Origin of the sequence: Bacillus sp. B1-WWTP-T-0.5-Post-4 (assembly GCF_009183795.1) — a bacterium.
GTDB lineage: Bacteria > Bacillota > Bacilli > Bacillales > Bacillaceae_G > Bacillus_A > Bacillus_A cereus.
On record NZ_WEIJ01000007.1, the window covers coordinates 51,153 to 71,095 of the forward strand.

Genomic DNA, 19,943 nt, shown 5'->3' on the forward strand with positions numbered 1-19,943 from the left:
GGTGAGTGGAGTATTATTACTTTTTATAATTGGGTTTATAGGATCGTTTATATCAGGAATGGTTGGAATTGGCGGTGCAATTATTAATTATCCGATGATCTTATATATTCCGGTATTGTTAGGATTTACTGGCTATACGTCACATGAAGTGAGCGGTATTACAGCAGTACAAGTATTCTTTGCAACTTTTGCAGGTGCCTGGGCATATCGGAAAAGTACTGATATGAATAAAATGTTAGTTGTGTATATGGGAGCTAGTATATTAATAGGAAGTTTTATAGGAAGTTTTAGTGCAAATCTATTAGATGAACACGCTGTAAATGTTGTTTATACAGTATTGGCGACCATTGCAGCTATGATGATGTTTGTACCGAAGAAAAATAATAGTGGAGCAGTTAAGTATAATAAATGGTTAGCAAGTGTGTTAGCGTTTATTGTAGGAGGTGTTTCGGGCATTATTGGAGCTGGAGGTGCGTTTCTTTTAGTTCCTATTATGCTAGTTGTTTTAAAATTACCATTGCGCATGACGATAGCAACATCTATCGCTATTACGTTTATTTCCTCAGTAGGGATTACGACTGGAAAAGTGATTACTGGACAAGTAGTTATCATTCCAGCTCTAATTATTGCGGTTGCAAGTATATTTGCTGCGCCACTTGGAGCGCGAGTCGGGAAGAGGATAAATCAAAAAGTACTACAATATATGTTATCGATTTTAATTGTCGGCACTGCTGTTAAGATGTGGATTGATATGATATCGAAATAAAAGGATGGGCTGCTTGCAGCCCATCCTTTTATTTATGCCCAAATAACTTTCATTAAGTTTTTATATTCGTCATTCGCTAATTTATATAGCATTCTCGTATGTTCAAAGACAAGTGCTGGATTAAAGTTTGGTTCTGAGAATGCAAGAGATGTTGAAATATCAATTGCATTTTGCTTATTTAATGTGAATTTTGCAAAGCGATAAGATGTATTTAATTCATTGATGACATGTAAAATATCATTTGTTGATGTTGCATCAGGTACGTGAGCAACATTGAAGCAGTATATATCCACCGTAGGATGTTCGTTTTGGAAAGCAGCGATAAGTTGAATCTTTGCGCCAGCTTCAGTCTCTAATCCTACTGAAAAATGAACAGAGCCATCATTTTCATCTATATTTTCTTCCATGTATATATCGTTGGATTTTAAGTAGTCTTTAAAATCTGAGATGTTATGTTTTACTGCAGCTTTCATATGTATAAGCCCCCTGATAATTGGAATAGATTGCTACTATTTATTATAATTTAAAAATATTAAAAAAGATAGTTAGAAAGTTCTGATTTTTAATTCTGAAGAAATAAAAAGAAGCCGTACTCTACCTCCATAGAGTACGGCTTCTTTACTATTCATTGTCGTTAGACGATGTTTTTGTATCTTCACTGCTATTTTTGTTCTTATTTTTCACTTCATTGTTACTTGATTCGCGTTCACTTGAATTTTCAGACTTAGATTCTTTTGTCTTTTTCGAATCAGAGTCTGAGTCAGACTTTGTATATGCAGGTAGCCCAAGATGAGTACGAAGTTCATTTGTAACATTAGCTAATTCTTTTTTATCTGGATTGTAGTAGTAAGTTCGACCACCACCAGCAGATTTGCTACAAGTATCGTCACCTTTTGCCATATAGCAATCATCACCTTGGATTTGTAATTTCTCAATTTCCGAATCCGATCCATATTTATAGAATGAAAGCATATCATCAAATGTTAAGTTTGTAACGAATTGGCCGTTAATATCATCAATGATGTTGCCAACTTTTGTTACAGAACCAACACTTGTTAGTTTCTTTAAAATAGCCTCGATAACGAGTTGTTGACGTTGTCCACGCATTGCATCACTATCGATGTGTCTTGTTCTAGCAAGAGCAAGAGCTTCTTCGCCATTTAGCTTTTGAACACCTTTTTCTAGGTGAATAGCCTCAGCATTATCATTGCTATCTTGCTCAGTAAATTCAACTGGTACATCAACTTCAACACCGCCCAAGTCATCGACGATTTTTATAAATGATTTAAAGTTGAATTTTACAAAATAATCGACAGGAACATTCATTAATTTTTCAACTGCATCAATGCTTGCTTGTGGTCCACCATTTTTTCCGTTTTTAGCAGAACCGAATGCATGAGCGTGTGTAATTTTATCTTTTTTCTTTTCTATTGGAATATAAGTATATGTGTCACGTGGGATACTTAATAGTTTAACAGTTTTGCTATCTTTATTAAATGTTGCAAGTAAAAGCGCGTCTGTTCTTATAGCTTCACCATATTCTTTTCCACGGACATCGCTTTCATCAACACCCATTATTAAAACAGAGACATTGTTTGTAATAGGTTTTACAGCCTTATCACGTAAATCAGATTTATCACCGCGTGCTAAATCGTGTGCGGCATTTCGAACAGCAGAAGATGCTTTATTTACTAAAAACCAAGTATAACCGCCGCCTATTAATAAAACGAATAGTATAGCGCTTATAATAATTTTTATTTTTTTCTTATTTTTTTTCGGTTTATTGCGTGTATTTTCTTGCAAAGATGGGTTTTGCTCCATTTCCTGTACTCCTTCATTTGGATTGAAATACGACACTCATATCCACTTATTATAATGAAATTTAGCGAAAAAAAACATTACAAAACATTTACATTTCGTAAAAATTCAATATATTTATAAAAAGTCAGATTTTCTATATTATATTTTTGAGATGTAGAATAAGTATAAGTTGTTTTAGTAGAAATGAAAATATGTATTGTGAGAAAGTGATAGAGAAGTAAGATTTGTTGAAATATAGCCAAGAAGAAACGAGTAGGTTTACTAAGTTTTTCTATATAATAAAGAAGAACTTTACGGATAAAGGAGAGAGCATAATGAATCATACATCATTCCGAGCAATCGTTGTGAACGAAAAGGAAAATCATCAGTTTGTAAGAAAAGTTGTTGAGAGAGAAGTAAGTAGTTTACCTGAAGGAGACGTATTCATACAAGTTCATTATTCTTCATTAAATTATAAAGATGCTCTTTCAGCTACTGGTAATAAGGGTGTTACGAGAACATATCCTCATACGCCAGGAATTGATGCTGCAGGAGTAGTTGTGAGTAGTGAAGATGCTACCATTAAAGCAGGAGATCAAGTTATTGTAACGGGATATGACTTAGGTATGAATACCTCTGGTGGTTTCGGAGAATATATTCGCGTGCCATCATCTTGGATCGTGCCTTTACCGGAAGGAATGTCATTAAAGGAAAGTATGATGTATGGGACAGCAGGTTTTACTGCGGCTTTGTCGGTATATAAGCTTATTGGGGCAGGAATCAAGCCTAGTATGGGAGATGTTTTAGTAACGGGTGCTACAGGCGGCGTAGGCAGTGTAGCTGTTAGTATATTAAGTAAGTTAGGGTTTAACGTAGTAGGAGCGACAGGAAAAATGGAAGAGAAAGATATGCTACTACGTCTAGGAGCGAAAAAAGTGATTCATCGCGCGGAATTGAATGATGAATCAGGAAGACCGATGTTAAAAGGGATATACGCCGGAGTTATTGATACTGTAGGTGGACGTATGTTAGAAACAGCTTTAAAAACAGTAAAGTATGGTGGTTGTGTAACGACATGCGGTAATGTGGCAGGCCAGGAACTACAAACAACAGTATATCCATTTATTTTACGAGGCCTAAGCCTTTTAGGGGTAGATTCCGTGCAATGTCCAGTGGATGTGAGAAGAGATGTGTGGACGCTTTTAGCGAATGAATGGGGAAATAAAGAGTTACTATCTTATACAGAAGAATGTACATTAGAAGAATTAGAGGAGAAGTTTACACTTATATTGCAAGGAAAGTTAAAAGGAAGAACAGTTGTTAAAATATAATAAGAAAGAGACGCTTACGTTAGCGTCTCTTTCTTATTATAATGATTGTTTTAAATTGATTTTTCCTTGTTCACCTAAAACACCGTCAGCGATATTTACAGCGTGATCGCCAATGCGCTCTAAGTTACTTACCATATCGACGAAGATGATACTTGCATCACCTGAACAGCTGCGTTCGTTTAGACGTAATACGTGACGTTTACGAAGAACACGTTCCATTTGGTCGATTTTGCGTTCTTTTGCAATAACAGTTTGAGCTAGTTCAGTATCGAAGTTTGTTAAAGCTTCAACTGAGTCTTGTAGTGTTGAAATTGTTAATTCCAGCATTTCATTTAATTCAGCTAATGCTTCGTCTGATAGTGAAACACGGTTTGAAATTTGGAAATCTACAAGTTCTACAAGGTTTTCTACATGATCACCGACACGTTCAATATCTCCAACAACACCTGCTAAAACGGAATGTTTTTCAGAATCCGTAGGCGAAAGCGGCTTTTCTGATAGTAAAACTAAATACTCGGTAATTTTTTTATCTAAATTGTTAATAGCTCCTTCTAATTGAGTAGCCATGTCAGCGTGTTTTTTGTCTTGTGTATTTAAAAATTGATTTGCTTCTTTTAATCCATGTAATGAGAACTCAGCCATACGGATAATCTCTTTTTGAGCTTCAGTTAAAGCGATGGCTGGAGATTGTTCAATAAAGATTGGATTTAAATGTTGTGGTTTGAAGTCAATCGCTGCATCTTCACCACGAATAATTTTTGTTACAATCCATGCTAACACTGCAATGAACGGGAATTGAATGATTGTATTTGTTACGTTAAATGTTCCGTGTGCAAATGCAATAGTCATTTCTGGATTCAAGTTTAATGATGTTTGGAAATATTGAATTAAGCTTGTAAATGGTACTAATAAAATCGTAAATATAATTGTACCGACGATATTAAAGATAACGTGAACTAATGCTGCACGTCTTGCGGCAATAGAAGTACCGATTGCTGCTAATACAGCTGTAATTGTTGTACCGATGTTATCACCGAATAATACAGGAAGGGCAGCTTGTAAATCGATTGCACCTTGACCGAATAGTTCTTGTAAAATACCGATAGTTGCACTTGAACTTTGTACAATTAACGTAAAAACTGTACCGACAACAATACCTAAAATTGGATTATCACTCATGCTAACTGTTAATTCTTGGAACGATTCTAAAGAGCGAAGAGGCTTCATACCTGTGCTCATTAACTCTAAACCGAAGAATAACATACCAAAACCGAATATAACTTGACCTAAAGAATGTACTTTTTTATTTTTAAAGAAGAATAATAAGATAGCTCCAACTGCCATAATTGGGAGAGCGTATTCTCCGATTTTAATTCCGATAATAAATGCAGTAACTGTCGTACCGATGTTTGCACCCATAATAACACCGATTGCTTGTCTTAATGTCATAAATCCGGCACTTACAAGTCCGACTGTTAAAGCGGTTGTTCCTGAACTGGATTGGATTAATACAGTAACTAACATACCTGCTAGTACACCCATAAGTGGGTTTGTTGTAAAACGATCTAGAATATCGCGAAGACGATCTCCAGCTGCTTGTTGCAGTCCATCGCCCATGTATTTAATCCCGAATAAGAAAATACCTAATCCACCAATGAACTGGAAGATCATATCTTGAACATTATATTCCACGCATTCCACTCCTTAAATTTCATGTACGATGTAATTATTAACTGAACCTTGAGTCACTGTAAACGGTTTGCTAGTAAAATTTACACTAAATTTACAAAGGGAATAAAAGTTTACAATCCCTTAAAGAAACAACTGAATTTCATTGGTTTTTACCTTGTATAAATCTTAATCTTGTAAAGAAATCACACTTTTTAGAATAATATTGTTCAGTCGAATATCGAGGAAAGTATCTGCGAGTTCATCGTATATTTTTTGATGAAAGTTAAGAAAATATGTAGGGAAATGCATGTAGTTTATAACAGTAACTTGAGGGGAAACAATTCTTTTAACACGATAAAAAAAGCCACTGAATTATCCAGCAGCTTTTTCCGTGTTTTTATCGCCATGCTTTTGTTTTCTTATGCTTGTAATGTAAATGAAGAGAAAAGCAATAAGTAATAGAGAGGAATAACGATATACAGTTGCATAGTTTGTAAAATGAGCAATAAATCCAAATATAATCGCTCCAGCGCCGATTCCAAGGTCAAATGCGGAGAAGAATGTAGCCGTTGCTACGCCGCGTCGATGCGGTGCTACGCGGTCAATCATCCATGCTTGTAGTGCAGGTTGGATCGCTCCAAAACCACTTCCGTAACATGCTGCAGCAATAATTAAGCTCGGAATTGTCGTCGTATACGACAATAAAATAATACCTGTAAATGTTATAATAACTCCCGGAATGATGACGAATGTATGGCCTTTCGCATCATATAGCTTTCCAGAGAATGGACGAGTCACAGCGATTGCTAGTGCGTTACATAAAAAGAAGAGACTAATATCAGCTATGCCGACTTCTGTAGCAAATAGTGTGATAAAACTTCCGATTCCTCCGTACATTAATGTAATACATAATATTAATAATGAAGGAAGTAAAGCTTTACGCTCAATAAATCCATCGAGAAAAGTACTAGATGATTGTTGTGGAGGCTGTTTCGTTTTTTGGATTTGAAGTAGTTTCGTTAATATTAATGAAACAATTGTGCACGATAATGCACATAAAAAAAGAATTGTGAAGTTATATGTTTGCATAAGCCATAGTCCGATAAGTGGACCGAGGGCCATTGCAATTGTTCCAGAAAGGCCAAAATATCCCATGCCTTCTCCGCGGCGAGCTGAGGGAATTAAATCAGAAACGACAGTTCCATATGTAGTCGTTGTAATACCGAAACCAGCTCCGTGCAAAATACGAACAGCAAGCAAGAGAAAAATAGTTGAGGCGAAAAGGTAACTGCCCATAGCGAGTAAACAGATAGCAGTACCGATCATTAAAATGATTTTTTTATTGAATTTTTGCAAGGCGTTCCCAGTTAGCGGTCTAACAAAAAGTGCCGCAACGGTAAACATGCCGACAACAAATCCGATATTGGAACTTGTGCCACCAATTTCTTTCACATAAACAGGTAAGGTTGGAATTAACATTTGAAACCCTAAAAACATACATAAGTTTGCAAAAATTAAAGCAACAAACTCTTTTGTCCATAACGGTTCTCGTTTTACGAGTATTGCTTCTCCCATATATTCATCCCCTATATAAAATTTTCTCTTTTCTTTCGAGTATATGTATTGGCCAATGCAACAGTCAAGGAAGGTGTCTTGAAAATGGATAACAATTTTTAAGGTGAAAAACTGACAAATTTGTGTAAAAGCTACACAACTATGAAAAAAAGATGTAAAGTATAGATGTATAGACTTGTAGGTGTTAAGAATGATAGAAATTGTTTTTTCTTTAAAGAAAGCGGATTCAAAAGAGTAGTGAACAAGAAGGGGGATATATACTTTTTCACTACATATATTTGAAAAGGTTTACAATATGATGAAGAAAGAGGCGTGTACATATGAGACGATTAGGTATTTCTATTTATCCAGAACATTCAACAGTAGAGAAAGATAAGGAGTATTTAACATTAGCAAGTAAATATGGATTTACACGTGTGTTCACATGTTTATTATCTGTGGATGGAGAAAAAGAGAAAATTATTGAAGAATTTAAAGAAACGATTTCTCATGCGAATGCATTAGGGTTCCAAGTATTAGTGGATATTAGTCCATCTGTTTTTGAACAATTAGGTATTTCGTATAATGATTTATCATTTTTCCATGAATTAGGTGCGTACGGTATTCGTTTAGATGTTGGTTTCTCAGGATTAGAAGAATCAATTATGACTTATAATCCGTATGGTTTGAAAATTGAGATTAATATGAGCAATGGTACGAAGTATGTAGATAACATTATGAGTCATAGACCAAATCGTGAAAATTTAATTGGTTGTCATAATTTTTATCCGCATCGTTATTCAGGGTTATCATACGATCATTTCATTAAATGCTCGAAACAATTTAAAGATTACGGTATGAGAACGGCTGCTTTTATTTCATCATTTGATGCAACATACGGACCTTGGCCAGTAACAGAAGGGTTATGTACATTAGAGCAGCATCGTGAATTACCGATGACAACACAGGCGAAACATTTATTCGCGACGGAATTAATTGATGATGTTATTATTGCAAACGCATATGCGTCAGAAGAAGAATTACAAGCACTAGGTGCATTAAATAAAGAGAAACAAACATTTGATATAGAAATATATGATACAACGACAGAACTAGAAAGAATTATCGTATTAAACGAACCACATTTTTATCGCGGAGATGTATCTGAATATATGATTCGTTCTACACAAAGTCGTGTGAAATATAAAAAAGAAGAGTTTAAACCTCATAATACGCGTGAAATTAAGCGTGGGGATTTATTAATTGATAATGAACAATATGGTCAGTATAAAGGCGAATTACAAATTGCATTAAAAGATATGGTGAATACAGGAAAAACAAATGTAGTTGGTCGAATTGTAGAAGAAGAGATTTTCTTACTAGACTATTTACAAGCATGGGATAAATTCGGATTTACATTAAAGAAATAGAGAGAATATAAAGGGGAAAAACTACTGATTTCAGCAGCTTTTCCCCCTTTATATATAAAGAGCGAGAGGAAGAGCTATGACAAAGGTGCATCAGCGATTAATTTCTATTTTAGAAGAATTTTTAGAAGAGAAATCGATGTTAAATCGAGCTTTTTTAGCAGGCCGTTTACATGTATCAACGAAGACGATTCAAAAAGATATAAAATTATTAAATGATATATTGGAAGAAAACGGAGCGAAAATCGAATCGCAAAGAGGGACTGGGTACGAATTAGAAATTATACAAAAGAAGAAATTTGAAGACTTTTGTGTGAGTCTATTTCAAAAACAGACGGAAAAGATCCCAACTTCTTATGAAGAAAGAATAGCGTACATTCTGCAGCGTGTTTTAATGACAGAGGGATATGTGAAGCTTTCAGAATTAGCGGAAGAGATGTATGTGAGCAAATCAACGGTCAATTTAATTATGAAAGATGTTACAGATACATGTGGTCGCTATAAATTACAAATTGAGAAGAGACCGTATTATGGTATACGTATTGTTGGAGAGGAATTTAATATTCGTTCTTGTTTATCACAATATGGTTTACCGCGTTATGACCATACTCCGTTTCATGAGCAATTTGAGCAGACGGAGACATATTTATCGCTACCGCATATATCACTCATTCGCTCAATTATATTAAAGTATATTGAAGGCGGAACAATATATTTATCTGATATAGAAATTGATAATTTAGTCATTCATATTGCAATCGCATTAAAGCGTTGTCAAAGTCAACATTATATGAAAGGACTGCATGCGGAGCAATCAGAACTTATAATAAAGAAAGAATATACAATTGCGAAGCAAATTTTAGGAGATTTAGAGAAAGAGTTAAAATTTTTATTTCCAGAAGAAGAAGTATTATATGTGACGATGCATTTATTAAGTACTGCTGTTACAACGAGAGATCGCTATGAAAATGTAGAAGAGCTATTAGGAAAAGATATATATGCATTTATGCAACATATTCTTTTTAAAGTAGCGGAAGAACGGAATCTTATTTTTTATTATGATGAAGAATTATTATTTGGATTTGGTATTCACTTAAAAACGTTATTAAATCGTTTGAAGTATAAGTTAAATACGAGAAATCCTCTTTTGGCAGAAGTGAAAAAGAATTATCCGTATGCTTTTGAAATTGCGGTTCTCGTTGGAGATATCATTGGTGAATATACGGGTGAATCGATCCCTGAAAGTGAAATTGGTTATATAGCAATTCACTTCGGCGGAGCGATGAGCCGTTTGCAGGAGCAGAATCAAAAGAAAAGATGCTTATTAGTTTGTGCGACTGGTCAAGGAAGTGCACAACTATTAAAATATAAAATTTTATCACAGTTCCGAGATAAATTAGAGATTGTAGGTATTACAGGCTATTATCAATTGAAAGTAGAAGATCTTTATAAAGAAAAAATAGATTGTATTATTAGTACGATTCATATACCGAGTGGCTTGCCTGTTCCAGTTATAAAAGTGAATTCAATATTTGATGATAAAGAGATTAAATCGATTGGTCAGCGGTTGTTTACGCATGTGAATACTAGTGTGCAGCCTTATATTAAGGAAGATTTAATCTTTTTAAATTATAGTGCTTCTACGAAAGAGGATGTTATTCAGTTTTTATGTGAGAAAGCTGCTGAGAAACGCTATGTACCAGAAAACTTTTATGCTTCTGTTATGGAAAGAGAAAATACGTCTCCGACAGCGGTTGGGAATTCAGTTGCAATACCGCATCCGATGCAGTTATTAAGTGAGGAAACTTTTTTGATGTTTTGCACACTTGAAAAGGCTGTTGATTGGGGAGATAAAAAAGTACAAGTAATTATTTTATTTAGTGTAAAGCGCAATAATAATGAAGATTTGCAAAGGCTATATGATTTTTTATATGATATTATGTCTAGTCAAACTACGATAGAGAAACTTACTCAGACCGAGGTAATTGAAGATTTTCAAGAGATTTTATTATCATTTTGAAAAAGTATATAAAAACTTCCGTTACATAACGGAAGTTTTTTATGTTTAATTGTATGCGTTTTCATAATAAGATGGAAATATAGAAAACATATAGCTTGGGGGAATTTAAAATGGCTGATATGCAAACTCCATTTGCGTTAATTTTACATGGTGGCAATGCGAGAAGTGCGGCGCTTGAAGCAATTGCTTTTGCAAGACAAGGAGATTTCGGGAATGCCGGTGAAAAGATGAAACTTGCTAGTGAGGAAATTTCAGCAGCGCATCGTATTCAAACGGATTTAATTCAAGAAGAGGCAAGAGGAAATCATGCAGAAATTAGTTTACTGTTGGTGCACGCACAAGATCATTTAATGAATGCAATTACAGTGAAAGAACTGGCTGAAGAATTTATTGCTCTTCATAAACGAGTAGAAGAGAAAGTGACCGTATAAGATGTACATTTTATTATGTTGTGCAGCAGGTATGTCAACGAGTATGGTCGTAAGAAAAATGCAAGAAGAGGCAAAGAAACAGGGGAAGAATTATAAAATTAAGGCAGTTGATTCAGAACTAGTGAAGCTTGAAATTAAGGAAGCCGATGTCGTTTTAATTGGACCACAGGTGAAATATTTATTCCCAGCTGTAGAGTTTCTTGCAAATTCATACAATATACCAGTTGCGATTATAGACCAACGAGATTATGGCATGTGTGATGGTTTGAAGGTGCTTAAGCAAGCAGAACAATTAGTTTTAGCATAATTATATCTTTTTAAATATAAACATTATAATGTTATAAAGTTTATTTCATTCTTTTATAGTAGAGAGAAAGAGGAGGGCTATTGATGAATGGGTTTATGAGTTTTATGGAACAAAAGATTATGCCAACAACGCAAAAGATTGCAGGACAACGACATTTATTAGCAATTCGAAACGGGGTTATTTCTACATTGCCGTTAACGATCGTCGGATCATTTTTCGTTATCTTTTTAAATTTACCAATTGATGCATATATGGAATGGATTGCACCGTTTCGCCATATTTTAGATATTCCATTCCGATTTACAGTAGGACTAATGGCATTATACGCGGCGTTTGGTGTAGGGGCTTCGCTCGCGAACTTTTATCAGCTCAATCAGTTAAGTGCAGGGTTATTATCTGTACTCGCCTTTTTACTAGCATCAGTGGAACCAATTCAAATTACGAAAGCGGTACCAGGTGTTATTGATGCAGGTAGATATATTTCAGTAGGAACATTAAGTGCAACGTCTTTATTTGGCGCAATTGTTACAGCATTAATTGCAGTAGAAATTTATCATTTTATGATTAAGCATAATATCTCGATTAAATTACCAGATAGTGTACCACCCGCAGTTTCAAATTCGTTTGCAGCATTAATTCCAACGCTAGCAGTTATTCTTTTATTCTGGGGTATTCGCTACGGTTTGAAATTTGATGTGAATACAACGATCACATATTTAATCGCACCATTAAAATCAGTATTAGTAGGAAATAATTTATTCGGTGGTTTATTAACAGTATTCTTAATCGTGTTTTTCTGGTCATTCGGTATACATGGACCAGCGATTTTAGGACCAATTATTCGTCCGATGTGGGATTCAGCAATTCTTGAAAATATGGAAGTATTCACGGCTACAGGAAATGCACATCAGTTACCAAACTTATTTACAGAGCAATTCATTCAATGGTTCGTATGGATTGGCGGATCAGGTTCAACGTTAGCTTTAGTAATTATGTTTATGTTCTCTAAATCTAAGTTCCTAAAAGAGTTAGGTAGATTATCATTCGTACCAGGTTTATTCAATATTAACGAACCAATTATTTTCGGCGCACCAATTGTAATGAACCCAATCTTAATTATTCCGTTCGTTATTACACCGTTAGTGACAACGACAGTATCATATTTCGCAGTTGTTTCAGGTATGATTCCACTTATGATGGCGAAACTGCCATTTACGATGTTAGCACCAATTGCAGCGGTGATTAGTACGGACTGGACAATTATGGCTGGTGTACTTGTACTTGTTAACTTTGTTATCTCGTTCGTTATTTACTATCCATTCTTCAAAATGTATGAGAAACAACAATTAGCAGGAGAGGAGAAAACAGAATGCTCGGAGCAATTATCATCTTAATTACATTCGTGGTCGGACAGTGTATTGCCCATTATTCGAAATGGGTACAAAGTAAATCTTTATTAGTGTTACTACTAGTATCAGTTTTATTTATCGGTTGTTCAATGGGTGCATATGTAATGTTAGGATTGCAATCACCGTACGTAATTATTGTACCGACAATTTTATGTGCAACGTGTTTATCTGCAAAATATAGATTTACGAGCATGGCATTAATACAACGTGTGAAGGAGATGCAAAAGCATGGAGCGTAAATTAGGAATTTCACTTTATCCAGAACATTCAACGAAAGAAAAAGATATGGCTTATATTTCCGCAGCGGCACGACACGGTTTCTCAAGAATATTTACTTGTTTGTTATCTGTGAATCGTCCGAAAGAAGAAATTGTAGCTGAATTTAAAGAGATTATTAATCACGCAAAAGATAACAATATGGAAGTTATTTTAGATGTAGCTCCGGCTGTGTTTGATCAGCTTGGTATTAGTTATAGCGATTTATCATTCTTCGCGGAGTTAGGCGCAGACGGTATTCGTTTAGATGTAGGCTTCGACGGGTTAACTGAAGCGAAAATGACGAATAATCCGTACGGTTTAAAAATCGAGTTAAATGTAAGTAACGATATTGCGTACTTAGAAAATATTCTTTCGCATCAAGCGAATAAATCAGCTTTAATTGGTTGTCATAATTTTTATCCGCAGAAATTCACTGGTCTTCCGTACGATTATTTCATTCGCTGTAGTGAACGCTTTAAAAAGCATGGTATTCGCAGTGCAGCATTTATTACATCACATGTCGCAAACATCGGTCCATGGGATATTAACGATGGATTATGTACATTAGAAGAGCATCGTAATTTACCAATTGAAGTACAAGCGAAGCATTTATGGGCAACAGGGTTAATTGATGATGTCATTATCGGAAATGCTTATGCGAGTGAGGAAGAGTTAGAGAAACTAGGAAACTTAAATCGCTACATGTTACAGCTAAAAGTGCACTTTGTAGACGAAGCGACTGAAGTAGAGAAGAGAGCTACGCTGCAAGAATTACACGTAAGGCGCGGCGACATAACAGAGTATATGGTACGTTCTACAGAAGTGCGTAAAAAATATAAAGACTATGACTTCCCAGTGCGTGAAAGCGTGCTACAGGAAAGAGGGCAAGTTGTAATTGGTAATAACTCATTCGGAAAGTATAAAGGTGAACTGCAAATCATCTTGAAAGAAATGCCGATAGATGAACGGAAAAATATTGTCGGTACAATTGCAGAAGAGGAGTTATTCTTACTAGATTATGTAGGAGCTTGGACGCAGTTTACTTGTGTGGAATAGGGAAGAGAAGGAGAGGATGCTGTGGCATCCTCTTTTTTCTGTTGAAATAGTAATCTATCGTATATAGAATGCAAAGAGATAGACTTAATTTGGACGGGAGAGAAGGAGATGGAAGAGTATATAGATGATTTATTAAGGCGGATGGATGATGAGGAAACAAAGATTTGGCATCGTGCGTATGATGAAGCAAAAGCGTTAAATGACTTATTAACTTTTCCTTATTTACAGCAGAAGGTAATCAAAGCAAAAAAGGTATCTATGAAGAAAGACATTTATTATTTAATGACGAAACTCGCTATTAATACGAAAGAGATCAGTATTGCTGATTATCTTATAGATTGTTTGGAATGTGAACAAAACCCGACTTTGTTAAGTGAACTGCTTAGTAATATTTATACATTGCCAGAAGTAAGTGATACAAATAAAATTATTCCGTATATTTACCATAAAAACGATAGTGTTCGTTTTTGGGCAGTTTCTTCCTTAAAGTTATGTAAATCATTAGAAGCGGAAAGTGCTTTACTAAAGTTGCTGGATACTCAAGAAAATAAAGATGAGATTACAAATATTTGTTATACATTGTTTGAGATTGGAACAAATCAATCGATTCTGCCGTTAACAAAGCTTTTATATAGTAATAGTGCCTATGTTCGTTCAACTGTTATTGAGGTGTTAGCAAAAATAGGGGGATCGGACTTACAAATAGTTTATATTGAAGCTTTACAGGATAGAAATGTGATGGTGAAATATGAAGCTGTTCGAGCTATTTATACGTATGGCGACGAAATGGCAATGAGACCAATTTGCGAACGTGTGAATAAAATTGTTGCTAGAAGACGTAAAAATGAAGTAGATCCTACGGATGAAGCAGAGATTATCATTGCTCTTCGTTTCTTACATAAGTTTGCTAATCATGAAGAAGTTTTAAGGATATTTGATAAAGTATATAAAAAACGAGGGAACTTATTTATATCAGAGAGGGAATGGCTTCGAGACAATATTGCTTACTTTCAAGAGAAAGAAAGAATGTAATAATTATAGAAAAGGAGTCAGTCTCAACGATAAGACTGACTCCTTTTTTTACTAACTAGTTTAATACTTTAACTGTAACTGTTTTACGTCCCCAGCTACTTGATGAACCTTTATCTGGCATTAAAACGTCGATTTTATTACCTTTAATAGCTCCACCAGTATCACCAGCGATTGCTACTCCGTAACCTTCAACCCATACTTTTGAACCTAATGGAATGACACTTGGATCAACTGCAATTAGTTTCATGTTTGGATTAGCTGTTAAGTTGTGGCCTAAAGCTGATTTTACTTGGTCGCCTGCTTTATAACCATTTTCAAGTGGATCTGCTGTGTAAGCTGTTGCTACAACACGTAACTCACGAGAAGATGATGGTGCACTTGTTTCAGTTTCTTTTGCAACAGGTTGTTGTGTAGCTGGTTTTTGAGCTTTAGCCGCTTTTTGAGCCTTAGCCGCTTCACGAGCTTCAGCTGCTTCTTGAGCCTTAGCTGCTTCACGAGCTTCAGCTGCCTCTTGAGCTTTAGCCGCTTCACGAGCTTTAGCTGCTTCTTGAGCCTTAGCCGCTGCTTGAGCTTCAGCATCTGCTTGAGCTTTAGCCGCTTCACGAGCTTTAGCAGCCTCTTGAGCTTTAACTTCTGCTTGAGCTTCAGCATCTGCCTGAGCTTTAGCCGCTTCTTGAGCCTTAGCCGCTTCACGAGCTTTAGCCGCTTCTTGAGCTTTAACTTCTGCTTGGGCTTCAGCTGCTTCGCGAGCTTTAGTTGCTTCCACTGCTTTAGCTTTTGCTTGAGTTTCAGCTACTTCCTGAGCTTTAGCAGCTTCACGAACTTTAGCTGTATCTTGAACTGTAGTTGTTTTTTCAACTTTAGCTACTGGTTGAACTTTAACTGGTGCTTTACCTGTTAAGTAAGGAACATGAACATAAGCTGTTTTTCCGTTATATTCAAATTGAATCCAATCATTTTGTACTTGGTGTGTTGTTTCAATTACATCATCTTTTTTCAACTTACCAAGAATCTCTGAGTCTGTGTTTGCCCCAGCACGTACGTTTAATACGTTTGCTGTTACGTAGTAAGTGTCTTTTGTATAGTCAGCGCTTATGAAAGCTTCTTTACCGCTATTCAATTGAACTTTTGACCAACCATTTTCTGTATGTAAAACATTTACTTTATATCCATCTAATAATTTTCCTACAACTTTTGATTCAGTAGTTGGGTTTTCTCGTACGTTTAGTACGTCAGTCGTTACGATTGTTTCTGCTTTAGCAGATGTTGTGAAAATCCCAAGACCAAAAACCGCTGCTGTTGCTATACCCATAAATTTTTTCATAATAGCCTCCATTGCATTTGTTTTCGTTGACCTCATTATAGCAACCATTATTTTCTTATTTGCGAAAAACATAAAATTACAAAGCTTTCGTAACGGGGCATTAATATTCTGTAACAATTCCATAAATATCCTGATAGCGCTTCCTTGTTGTTTTTTGGCGTATTAGGGCATATGAAACACAAAATGAGTAGTATTTCAATTACTGTAACGTTAATAATGTTACGGTAATATTTCTTGATGATATCTATAGTGTTACAAAAATAGCTTATTTTACTGTTTGAATGGGAATTTAGTTATGAAACGATAATCTTTTTAGGCGTGAAAATATATAAATGAGGTGAAATTTAATAAAATATCGATATAATTGTTACAAAATCAGTCGAAGTATGGAAAAAATTACGCCTTGATTTTCGTCTGTTACATAGTATTTTTGCAATAATAGAATTAGATAATAGCCTTAGTACCTATAAATAATGAAGAGTATTAGAATGATAGTTGTAACGTGAAACATATATAATAGAAGAAACTCAATTTAGTAGATAAATAAAAAACGCAGGAGTGTAAACTCCTACGTTTTTGTTTATTCATATCGTAAACATTCAATTGGATCCAGTTTGGCAGCTTTGTTAGCTGGCAGTAAACCGAATAGTATACCAATTAACATAGATAGGGCAACGGAGATAAGTCCTAGTTTTAGTGAAACGACAAGTGGCCATCCTGCAAACATTGCGACAATCCATGCGAAGAAGATTCCAAGCATAAATCCGACAAAACCACCTAGTGCTGTTAAAATACAAGCTTCGATTAAGAATTGCATTAATACTTTACCACGTGTTGCACCTAATGCTTTACGGATACCAATTTCACGTGTACGCTCTGTTACAGATACTAGCATAATATTCATTACACCAATACCACCTACAAGTAAGGAAATAGCAGCAATACCACCGAATACGCTTTTTAATATACCTGTGAAGCTATCGATTTCTTTTAAGAATTCTTGTGGATCTGGTACTTCAAATTTACCTGAATGCTCTGGTTTTTTTGCTTCATTTAATGATTTTACAACTGCTTCTTGAACAGTTTCCTTATCTTGACCAGGAGCAATTTTCACAGTTACAGAGTCGTAGTTGTTTTTCCCGAATAGTACAGGCCAGTTTTCTGCTGAAATGACACCTTCTTTAAATGTCATGCCACCCATCATAGCCTTTACTGAATATACGCCAACTATTTTGTATGGTGTACCTTTTATATCTACATATAAGTTTGGTTCCCATGAAGAATATAATTTATCAAAAGCATCTGTATTTAATGCAATTGTATGTTCAGGTCTGTCTAAATCAGCTGCTGTTAAAAATTTGCCGTGCTCAAGTTTGAATTTAGATGTATCTTCAAAATAATCACCTTTTGCACCGGTAATATCAAGATCTAATTCTTTTTTTCCTGCATATACTTTTTCTTTTCCTCTTACATCTGGATAAATATCTTGCACACCAGAAATTTTGGATATACTTTCATACATGCTTGAGGAAATTTTGCCGTCCATATCTGAGTAATCTTCTGTCTTATAATTTACAGAAAACTGATCTTTTTTTTCATTCCCGATTTGTTCGCGGAACTTTGCATTTGTTCCATCCCCAATCGAGATAATGGTAATGATGGCACTAACCCCAATAATAATACCTAACATCGTTAAGATAGAACGCATTTTATGAGCAAAGATAGAGGAAAGGGCCATGCGTATATTTTCACTCGTATTCAAAATTAACCTCTCCAATCTTGGACGATATTTCCGTCACGAATTACAATTTGACGTGCTGCAGCTTCCCCGATTTCACGGTCATGGGTAATCATAATGATTGTTGAGCCTTGTTTATTTAATTCGTAAAAGAGGTCCATAATTTGTGTACTTGTTTTCGTATCAAGTGCTCCCGTCGGTTCATCGGCTAAAATGAATTTCGGGTTATTTACGATTGCGCGGGCAACGGCGACACGTTGCTTTTGACCACCGGATAATTCGTTCGGTAAGTGAGTAGCGCGATCAGCTAAACCGACTTTTGTTAAAGCAGCTAATGAGCGCTCGCGTCTTTCTTTTTTATCGACTCCAGCGTAAATAAGAGGTAGTTCTACATTTTGAAGCGCTGTAAGTCTCGGTAATAACATGAAGTTTTGGAATACGAATCCGATCTCTTTATTACGTACGTGTGCAAGTTCTGTTTCAGTCATGTTTGAAATATTTTGACCGGCTAGTTCGTACGTACCTGTCGTCGGTTTATCTAAGCAACCGATAATGTTCATTAATGTTGATTTACCAGAACCAGAAGGTCCCATAATTGAAGTGAATTCTCCTTGGTTCAGTGTTACGTCAATTCCGTGTAATATTTGAACGGACTCTGCACCATTTTGGAAGGATTTCGTGATGCCTTTTAAGTTAATCACTGGGCGACAACCTCCATACCATCTTTTAAGTCTTTTTCAGGTTTAGAGATAATTTCCTCTCCTTTTTTCACTCCAGAAACTTTTGCTTCGCTATCAGTCTCGAATTCAACAGTAACTGCTTGTTCTTTCGCCTTACCGTCTTTTACAACGAAGACAACATTTTTGTCACCTTTTTTCACGATACTGCTTTTCGGAACAATTGTACCAGTTGCTTCGCCAGATTTACTTGTTACGTAAACGTGGAAGCCGTTTTGTAATTCGTCACTATTATCTAATGTGACAGTGAATTGATAGTTAGAAACAGTTTTATTTTCATCCATGCTCTTTAATGGTGTAGAACCGATTTCTGTTACTTTTCCTGTCCAAGTCTTACCAGCGACAGTTTTTGATGAAACAGTTACTTCTTGCCCAACTTTCATACTAGCAAGCTCATATTCAGAAAGTTGACCTTTTACCTTAAATTGACCAGCGTGACGAAGAGTAATTCCGCTCATACCTGTTTTTTCGTCAGCAGTTTTTACGATATCATCAATTACGCCATCAGCAGGACTTGTTACAGAAAGAGTGTTTACTTTCTCTTTTGCTGTTTTAATCATTTCATCAGCTTTTTCAACTTCAAACTTTTTCATTTCAAGTTGTGATTCTAATTGCCCAACTTCAGCTTCTGATGCTTTTAATGCTTCAGCAGGAAGGCCTGCATTTTTATCTTTTTGTAATTTTTGTTTCGCCGCATCAATTTGTTTTTGGAACAACGTTACTTCTTTTTGTGCGATTTTCTTTTGCATTTCTGCTTCTGTTACACCTTGTTTAGCAGTCGGGTCATTGTATTTAAATAGAAGCTGCCCCTTTTTCACTTCATCGCCTTTTTTCACAGCTAATTCATATGTTCCTTTTGTTGGATCGAATGAAATAGTTTCAATTCCATTTGGAATAACTTCGCCACCAAATTTTTGCGCGTTTTGGATTTGTTTTTCAGTTACTTTATATCCGCTATATGCCATTGCTACATCTGAACCGCCCCCAGCAAATGCAAAGTATGATCCAGCTGCAATTCCGATTGCTACTACACTAGTAATTAACACTTTATTTTTCTTTTTCATCTATTTATCACCTTTTCG

The 19,943-nt window shown here is 35.5% G+C and carries 18 protein-coding genes; 10 read left to right on the forward strand and 8 right to left on the reverse strand.

The window, feature by feature from the left end; all coding sequences use genetic code 11:
* The first annotated feature begins 1 nt into the window (after position 1).
* Entirely contained in the window at positions 2–766 is a 765-nt protein-coding gene (locus GBN91_RS20575; protein ID WP_152122132.1) for a sulfite exporter TauE/SafE family protein, read from the forward strand.
* A gap of 32 nt (positions 767–798) precedes the next feature.
* Here the strand turns inward: GBN91_RS20575 and GBN91_RS20580 are convergent, their stop codons facing one another.
* Both GBN91_RS20580 and GBN91_RS20585 read right to left on the reverse strand, forming a co-directional pair.
* Positions 799–1,239, reverse strand: a complete 441-nt coding sequence (locus GBN91_RS20580; protein WP_000642362.1) for a hypothetical protein — start codon at positions 1,237–1,239, stop codon at positions 799–801.
* A 148-nt stretch (positions 1,240–1,387) separates the two neighbouring features.
* Positions 1,388–2,587 (reverse strand): LCP family protein, encoded by a 1,200-nt coding sequence (locus tag GBN91_RS20585; RefSeq protein ID WP_113303571.1) that lies wholly within the window; start codon positions 2,585–2,587, stop codon positions 1,388–1,390.
* A gap of 314 nt (positions 2,588–2,901) precedes the next feature.
* Here GBN91_RS20585 and GBN91_RS20590 point away from each other — a divergent pair, with 314 nt between their 5' ends.
* Entirely contained in the window at positions 2,902–3,897 is a 996-nt protein-coding gene (locus GBN91_RS20590; RefSeq protein ID WP_152122134.1) for a YhdH/YhfP family quinone oxidoreductase, read from the forward strand.
* 36 nt (positions 3,898–3,933) lie between these two features.
* On the opposite strand, the gene GBN91_RS20595 is transcribed toward GBN91_RS20590, so the two are convergent.
* Complete coding sequence (locus GBN91_RS20595; RefSeq protein WP_152122136.1) at positions 3,934–5,589, reverse strand: Na/Pi cotransporter family protein; 1,656 nt, start codon at positions 5,587–5,589, stop codon at positions 3,934–3,936.
* Positions 5,590–5,940: 351 nt separating this feature from the next.
* The gene (locus GBN91_RS20600) at positions 5,941–7,143 is read right to left on the reverse strand and encodes an MFS transporter (RefSeq protein ID WP_000503239.1); all 1,203 of its coding nucleotides are present in this window, start codon (positions 7,141–7,143) and stop codon (positions 5,941–5,943) included.
* Positions 7,144–7,463: 320 nt separating this feature from the next.
* On the opposite strand from GBN91_RS20600, the gene GBN91_RS20610 reads away from it, so the two are divergent.
* The 8 genes from GBN91_RS20610 (at position 7,464) to GBN91_RS20645 (ending at position 15,062) form a co-directional block, all read left to right on the forward strand.
* Positions 7,464–8,552, forward strand: coding sequence for a DUF871 domain-containing protein (locus GBN91_RS20610; RefSeq protein WP_001253349.1), 1,089 nt, complete (start codon positions 7,464–7,466; stop codon positions 8,550–8,552).
* Between the two features lie 76 nt (positions 8,553–8,628).
* On the forward strand, positions 8,629–10,569 hold the full coding sequence (locus tag GBN91_RS20615; protein ID WP_152122137.1) for a BglG family transcription antiterminator: 1,941 nt from the start codon (positions 8,629–8,631) through the stop codon (positions 10,567–10,569).
* 110 nt (positions 10,570–10,679) lie between these two features.
* Positions 10,680–11,000: a PTS lactose/cellobiose transporter subunit IIA gene (locus GBN91_RS20620; RefSeq protein WP_000774631.1), complete on the forward strand. Its 321-nt coding sequence runs from the start codon at positions 10,680–10,682 to the stop codon at positions 10,998–11,000.
* A gap of 1 nt (position 11,001) precedes the next feature.
* Complete coding sequence (locus GBN91_RS20625) at positions 11,002–11,307, forward strand: PTS sugar transporter subunit IIB (protein ID WP_000275642.1); 306 nt, start codon at positions 11,002–11,004, stop codon at positions 11,305–11,307.
* An 83-nt stretch (positions 11,308–11,390) separates the two neighbouring features.
* Complete coding sequence (locus GBN91_RS20630) at positions 11,391–12,701, forward strand: PTS sugar transporter subunit IIC (RefSeq protein ID WP_001013053.1); 1,311 nt, start codon at positions 11,391–11,393, stop codon at positions 12,699–12,701.
* Entirely contained in the window at positions 12,677–12,955 is a 279-nt protein-coding gene (locus GBN91_RS20635; RefSeq protein WP_000900048.1) for a hypothetical protein, read from the forward strand. Before GBN91_RS20630 ends, GBN91_RS20635 begins: the two co-directional genes overlap by 25 nt.
* On the forward strand, positions 12,945–14,030 hold the full coding sequence (locus tag GBN91_RS20640; protein ID WP_000440054.1) for a DUF871 domain-containing protein: 1,086 nt from the start codon (positions 12,945–12,947) through the stop codon (positions 14,028–14,030). Before GBN91_RS20635 ends, GBN91_RS20640 begins: the two co-directional genes overlap by 11 nt.
* A gap of 108 nt (positions 14,031–14,138) precedes the next feature.
* Positions 14,139–15,062 carry a HEAT repeat domain-containing protein gene (locus GBN91_RS20645; RefSeq protein ID WP_152122139.1) on the forward strand — a complete coding sequence of 308 codons (924 nt, stop codon included), beginning with the start codon at positions 14,139–14,141 and terminating at the stop codon, positions 15,060–15,062.
* Positions 15,063–15,117: 55 nt separating this feature from the next.
* Here GBN91_RS20645 and entC read toward each other — a convergent pair whose 3' ends face one another.
* From entC to GBN91_RS20665, 4 genes are all read right to left on the reverse strand, one after another.
* Positions 15,118–16,509: a cell wall-binding protein EntC gene (entC, locus tag GBN91_RS20650; protein ID WP_152122141.1), complete on the reverse strand. Its 1,392-nt coding sequence runs from the start codon at positions 16,507–16,509 to the stop codon at positions 15,118–15,120.
* A gap of 457 nt (positions 16,510–16,966) precedes the next feature.
* Positions 16,967–18,124 (reverse strand): ABC transporter permease, encoded by a 1,158-nt coding sequence (locus tag GBN91_RS20655; RefSeq protein ID WP_414826876.1) that lies wholly within the window; start codon positions 18,122–18,124, stop codon positions 16,967–16,969.
* A 26-nt stretch (positions 18,125–18,150) separates the two neighbouring features.
* A complete protein-coding gene (locus GBN91_RS20660) occupies positions 18,151–18,825 on the reverse strand; it encodes an ABC transporter ATP-binding protein (protein ID WP_000609104.1) in 675 nt (224 codons plus the stop codon).
* Positions 18,822–19,925 (reverse strand): efflux RND transporter periplasmic adaptor subunit, encoded by a 1,104-nt coding sequence (locus GBN91_RS20665; RefSeq protein WP_113304473.1) that lies wholly within the window; start codon positions 19,923–19,925, stop codon positions 18,822–18,824. The genes GBN91_RS20660 and GBN91_RS20665 overlap by 4 nt, the downstream gene beginning before the upstream one ends.
* Positions 19,926–19,943 lie beyond the last annotated feature (18 nt).

Bases quoted from the DNA above. Each gene is read 5' to 3' on its own strand.
- GBN91_RS20580 (WP_000642362.1), bottom strand. From the start codon at position 1,239: ATGAAAGCTGCAGTAAAACATAACATCTCAGATTTTAAAGACTACTTA.
- GBN91_RS20585 (WP_113303571.1), bottom strand. From the start codon at position 2,587: ATGGAGCAAAACCCATCTTTGCAAGAAAATACACGCAATAAACCGAAA.
- GBN91_RS20590 (WP_152122134.1), top strand. From the start codon at position 2,902: ATGAATCATACATCATTCCGAGCAATCGTTGTGAACGAAAAGGAAAAT.
- GBN91_RS20600 (WP_000503239.1), bottom strand. From the start codon at position 7,143: ATGGGAGAAGCAATACTCGTAAAACGAGAACCGTTATGGACAAAAGAG.
- GBN91_RS20610 (WP_001253349.1), top strand. From the start codon at position 7,464: ATGAGACGATTAGGTATTTCTATTTATCCAGAACATTCAACAGTAGAG.
- GBN91_RS20615 (WP_152122137.1), top strand. From the start codon at position 8,629: ATGACAAAGGTGCATCAGCGATTAATTTCTATTTTAGAAGAATTTTTA.
- GBN91_RS20620 (WP_000774631.1), top strand. From the start codon at position 10,680: ATGGCTGATATGCAAACTCCATTTGCGTTAATTTTACATGGTGGCAAT.
- GBN91_RS20625 (WP_000275642.1), top strand. From the start codon at position 11,002: ATGTACATTTTATTATGTTGTGCAGCAGGTATGTCAACGAGTATGGTC.
- GBN91_RS20630 (WP_001013053.1), top strand. From the start codon at position 11,391: ATGAATGGGTTTATGAGTTTTATGGAACAAAAGATTATGCCAACAACG.
- GBN91_RS20635 (WP_000900048.1), top strand. From the start codon at position 12,677: ATGCTCGGAGCAATTATCATCTTAATTACATTCGTGGTCGGACAGTGT.
- GBN91_RS20640 (WP_000440054.1), top strand. From the start codon at position 12,945: ATGGAGCGTAAATTAGGAATTTCACTTTATCCAGAACATTCAACGAAA.
- GBN91_RS20645 (WP_152122139.1), top strand. From the start codon at position 14,139: ATGGAAGAGTATATAGATGATTTATTAAGGCGGATGGATGATGAGGAA.
- entC (WP_152122141.1), bottom strand. From the start codon at position 16,509: ATGGAATTGTTACAGAATATTAATGCCCCGTTACGAAAGCTTTGTAAT.
- GBN91_RS20655 (WP_414826876.1), bottom strand. From the start codon at position 18,124: ATGGCCCTTTCCTCTATCTTTGCTCATAAAATGCGTTCTATCTTAACG.
- GBN91_RS20665 (WP_113304473.1), bottom strand. From the start codon at position 19,925: ATGAAAAAGAAAAATAAAGTGTTAATTACTAGTGTAGTAGCAATCGGA.